4 protein-coding genes are annotated in these 4,724 nt (G+C 60.9%); all 4 read left to right on the top strand.

What is annotated here, in order from left to right:
- The first annotated feature begins 208 nt into the window (after window positions 1-208).
- On the top strand, window positions 209-982 hold the full coding sequence (gene lipB, locus ACRXB1_RS30970) for a lipoyl(octanoyl) transferase LipB (RefSeq protein WP_449494213.1): 774 nt from the start codon (window positions 209-211) through the stop codon (window positions 980-982).
- Window positions 979-1,980, top strand: coding sequence for a lipoyl synthase (gene lipA / locus ACRXB1_RS30965; protein WP_062168815.1), 1,002 nt, complete (start codon window positions 979-981; stop codon window positions 1,978-1,980). Before lipB ends, lipA begins: the two co-directional genes overlap by 4 nt.
- 448 nt (window positions 1,981-2,428) lie before the next feature.
- The gene (locus ACRXB1_RS30960; RefSeq protein WP_061998314.1) at window positions 2,429-3,736 is read left to right on the top strand and encodes a dicarboxylate/amino acid:cation symporter; all 1,308 of its coding nucleotides are present in this window, start codon (window positions 2,429-2,431) and stop codon (window positions 3,734-3,736) included.
- 46 nt (window positions 3,737-3,782) lie between these two features.
- On the top strand, window positions 3,783-4,724 hold a 942-nt coding region (locus ACRXB1_RS30955), incomplete at its 3' end, for a cache domain-containing protein (RefSeq protein WP_449494212.1).

Genomic DNA, 4,724 nt, shown 5'->3' with positions numbered 1-4,724 from the left:
TGCCGCTCGTGCTGGCGCAGCTTCAGGGAATCGCCGGGGACGAGCCAGTAGTCTTCGGTATCGTTGCTGCGCGTGGCTTCGATCGGCTTGCCGAGCGTTTCCGGTCGGGCTGGCGGACGGTTTGAACCAGCTTTCGACGCATCCGGGCGATCATGCGTTGATTCGTCCTCCGGCGAGGGCGGCGGGATTTCGGTAAACTAACGGAATCATGTCCGCCACGCCGGTAACAACTCCCCCCTCCGCTGTCCTTGATCGCGTTCCAGGCGCTTCAACGCCCAAGGTCAACGTTCATTGGCGTGGCGTGCAGCCATACTCAGAAAGCTTCGACGCCATGCGCGCGTTCACGGAAGCCCGCACGGCCGACACAGCCGATGAAATCTGGCTCGTCGAGCATCCGTCGGTTTTCACGCTCGGGCTGGCTGGCGACCCCGCACACCTGCTGCATCCGAATAGCGATATCCCCCTTGTAAAAGTCGATCGCGGCGGCCAGATCACGTATCACGGGCCGGGGCAGGTCGTGGCGTATCTCATGCTCGACCTGCGCCGGCGCAAGCTGATGGTTCGTGAACTCGTGCAGCGGATCGAGCAGGGCGTGATCGAAACTCTTGCATCGTATAATCTCGAAACGGAACGCAAAGCGGGCGCGCCCGGCATCTACGTCAGCAAGACGCCCGCTCAGCATTCTCATGCGGGCGCGAAGATCGCCGCGCTTGGCCTGAAAATCCGCAACGGCTGCAGTTATCACGGCGTGAGCCTCAACGTGAAGATGGACCTGCAGCCGTTCCTTTCGATCAATCCTTGCGGTTACGCGGGACTCGAAACCGTCGATATGGCCACGCTCGGCGTGCTGGCCGACTGGCACGACGTGGCTCAAACGCTGGCTGACAACCTTACTCACCACATCGGCGGACAAAGCGCTCCCGCCGCCCAACCGCAGAACGGCGTGATTCACGCGAGCCGTCTGAATGGACCGACCGAATGACTGACGTAACTGGAAACATCGCAACCCAGGGCACGACGCCCGCCGTTCCTTACGACGCCACCGCCAAGCAAAAGGCGCAGGCGAAAACGGCGCGTATCCCGATCAAGATCATTCCCATCGAAAAGCTGAAGAAGCCGGAATGGATCCGCGTGAAAGCCGCGACGGGCAGTTCACGTTTCACCGAGATCAAGCAGATCCTGCGCGAGCACAACCTGCATACGGTGTGCGAAGAAGCGAGCTGCCCGAACATTGGCGAGTGCTTCGGCAAGGGCACGGCCACGTTCATGATCATGGGCGACAAATGCACGCGCCGCTGCCCGTTCTGCGACGTGGGCCACGGCCGTCCTGATCCGCTCGATGCCGACGAACCGCTGAATCTGGCGAAGACCATCGGTGCGTTGAAGCTGAAGTACGTGGTGATCACGAGCGTGGATCGCGACGATCTGCGCGACGGCGGCGCCGCGCATTTCGTGGAATGTATCCGTCAGGTGCGTGAGCATTCACCGCTGACGCGCATCGAAATCCTGACGCCGGATTTTCGCGGCCGCCTGGATCGCGCGATCGGCATTTTGACCGCCGCGCCTCCCGATGTAATGAACCACAATCTCGAAACGGTGCCGCGTCTCTACAAGGAAGCGCGTCCGGGTTCGGATTACGCGCATTCGCTGAAGTTGCTGAAGGACTTCAAGGCGCTGCATCCGGAAGTGGCGACGAAGTCCGGCCTGATGGTGGGCCTTGGCGAAACGGAAGAAGAAATCCTTCAGGTGATGCGCGACCTGCGTGCACATGACGTGGACATGCTGACCATCGGCCAGTATCTGCAGCCGTCGGAGCATCATCTGCCGGTGCGCTCTTACGTTCACCCCGATACCTTCAAGATGTACGAGGAAGAAGCGTACAAGATGGGCTTCACGCACGCGGCCGTCGGCGCAATGGTGCGGTCGAGCTATCACGCGGATCAGCAAGCCCACGATGCTGGACTGGTCGGCGCGGTTTGATATTGCTGGTTCTGACGCGATGAAAAAACCCACGGCGACGTGGGTTTTTTTATGCCAGCGCGCGTCTGTTTGCGCAGAAAACCTCGATGTCCAATGCTGCTTCCCTGAACCCTCAAAACCTCGGGAAAGCCCGTAGATAAAGCGTCTCAGGGATTACCCGAATGCCGTCCGGATGGTCGGAATGGGTTTTCTTGAAAATCCGGAAAGACAGATTCCGGTCGCTCCAAGGCAACGAAAACCCCTTAAAAATCAAGCGTCGACGCGTTGCAAAAACTGGCACTGACCTTGCAATATAGAAGGAAGGCCAGCAGGCCCCCAAAAAAACAAGGAGACCATTCAATGCAGCCCTGTTCACGCAAATCAACCTGATTTCTGCCGACGCCGGACGCGCATCGCCGCAGTCGGGCGCCGGCGCGTTTTTGTCTCACCCTTTCGCCATTTGCCGACCATGCCCGGAACAACTGTGACAACCGTCAAAAAACCTTTTTATAAAATCCTGTATGTGCAGGTGCTGCTGGCTATCGCCATCGGTATCGCGCTCGGGCATTACTATCCCGCGCTCGCCACCGACATGAAGCCGCTCGGCGATGCGTTCATCAAGCTCATCAAAATGGTGATCGGGCCGATCATCTTCTGTACGGTCGTGACCGGAATCGCCGGCATGGAAGACATGAAGAAGGTCGGGCGCGTCGGCGGCAAGGCGCTGCTCTACTTCGAAGTCGTCTCGACGTTCGCGCTCGTGCTCGGCCTCGCCGCCACGCACATCCTGAAGCCGGGTGTGGGCTTCAACATCGATCCGGCTACGCTCGACGGCAAGGCGGTCGCTTCGTATGCTGCGAAGGCGCACGGCCAGACCACGACCGACTTCCTGCTGCACATCATTCCTGACACGATGTCTTCCGCGTTCGCGCAAGGCGAGATCCTGCAGATCCTGCTGATCGCACTCCTGTTCGGCGCGGTGCTGGCCACGGCGGGTGAGAAAGGCCGTGTGGTGACGGGGTTTATCGAAGGGCTGTCGCATATCCTGTTCGGCATCGTGCGCATCATCACGAAGCTGGCCCCGATCGGCGCATTCGGCGCGATGGCCTTCACCATCGGCAAGTACGGCATCGGTTCGCTGATTCCCATGCTCAAGCTGATCGGCACGTTCTATCTGACGTCGGTGATCTTCGTGGTCGTGGTGCTCGGGATCATCGCAAAGCTGGTGGGCTTCAACATTCTGCGCTTCGTCGCGTACATCAAGGAAGAGATGCTGATCGTGCTGGGCACGAGCTCGTCTGAAGCTGCGTTGCCGCAACTGATGCTCAAGCTCGAAAAGCTCGGCTGCTCGCGCTCGGTGGTGGGCCTCGTGGTGCCGACCGGTTATTCGTTCAACCTCGACGGCACGAACATCTACATGACGATGGCCGTGCTCTTCATTGCACAGGCGACCAACACCGACCTTACCTGGACGCAACAACTGACGCTGCTCGCGGTGACCATGCTGACGTCGAAGGGTGCAAGCGGCGTGACCGGCGCAGGTTTCATCACGCTGGCCGCAACGCTCGCCGTAGTGCCGACCATTCCGCTGTCGGGCATGGTGCTGATTCTCGGCATCGACCGCTTCATGAGCGAATGCCGTGCGCTCACGAACATCGTGGGTAACGGCGTGGCGACGGTGGTCGTGTCGGCATGGGAAAACGAACTGGATCGCGACAAGCTGCGTGACCAGCTCAAGCACGGCGCGGTCGATACCGAAGCCGAAACGGTTTCCTGATCGGCGCTGAAGCGATTCGAACGATCGCACAAAGGAACCAACGGCAATGAAAGCGGCGAAGCATTCTCTGGCGGATGCTTCGCCGCGCGTGTTTACGGGCGCCGGGCATCCGGACGCCGGGCATCCGGACGCCGGGTATCCGGGCGCTGGGCATCCGGACGCTGCGTTCGAAGCCGCGCGTGCCACAATCGGTGGATCTCACCGATTGGAGCCCGTTCACTTGACGCGGCGATTGCTGGTTTTCCTCGTGCTTCTCGCGGCGCTTTGCGGCGTGTGCGCGCTCACGTGGACTGTTGCGTGGCAGCGCGGCCTTGACGAGCTGCGCCAGAACGCGGCGACGCGCGTGGATCGCACGACCGCCGAGCTCAAAAGCACGCTCGACCGCTACGAATACCTGCCGTATCTGCTGTCGCGCCATCCGTTCGTCCAGGAAGTCCTCGCCGATCCAAACCCGCGTTACGCGGCCCGTGCCGATCGCTATCTCGAAGACCTGAACACGCATGCGCGGGCTACGGCGACTTACATCATCCAGGCGAACGGGCGCTGCGTCGCGGCGAGCAACTGGAACGGCCCGGACAGTTTCGTGGGCGCGGAATACCTGTTCCGCCCGTACTTCGTCGATGCCGTCAAAGGCGGCACCGGGCGCTTCTTCGGACTCGGCACCATCTCGCGCGAGCCGGGATATTTCATCTCGCAGCCGGTTTTCCGCGAGGGCTCGCACGAGATCATCGGCGTGGCGGTCGTGAAGCTGAATCTGGAATGGCTGCAGGGCGCCGATTCCTCGGAACCGCTTCTCGTCACCGATGACCACGGCGTGATCTTCCTGTCCTCCGTGCCGGAGTGGAAATATCACACGCTGCGGCCATTGCCGAAGGACATCGAGGCATCGGTTTTTACGGCGCGGCAGTACGCGCAACATCCGGTGACGCCGTTGCCTATGACCATCGTGCGCACGCTCGAAGGCGGCGCGCAGATCGTGCGGGTGGGA

This window comes from Caballeronia sp. M23-90 (assembly GCF_053574605.1).
This window is presented reverse-complemented; position numbering and strand designations above follow the sequence as displayed.

Bases quoted from the DNA above. Each gene is read 5' to 3' on its own strand.
- lipB (WP_449494213.1), top strand. From the start codon at position 209: ATGTCCGCCACGCCGGTAACAACTCCCCCCTCCGCTGTCCTTGATCGC.
- ACRXB1_RS30960 (WP_061998314.1), top strand. From the start codon at position 2,429: ATGCCCGGAACAACTGTGACAACCGTCAAAAAACCTTTTTATAAAATC.
- lipA (WP_062168815.1), top strand. From the start codon at position 979: ATGACTGACGTAACTGGAAACATCGCAACCCAGGGCACGACGCCCGCC.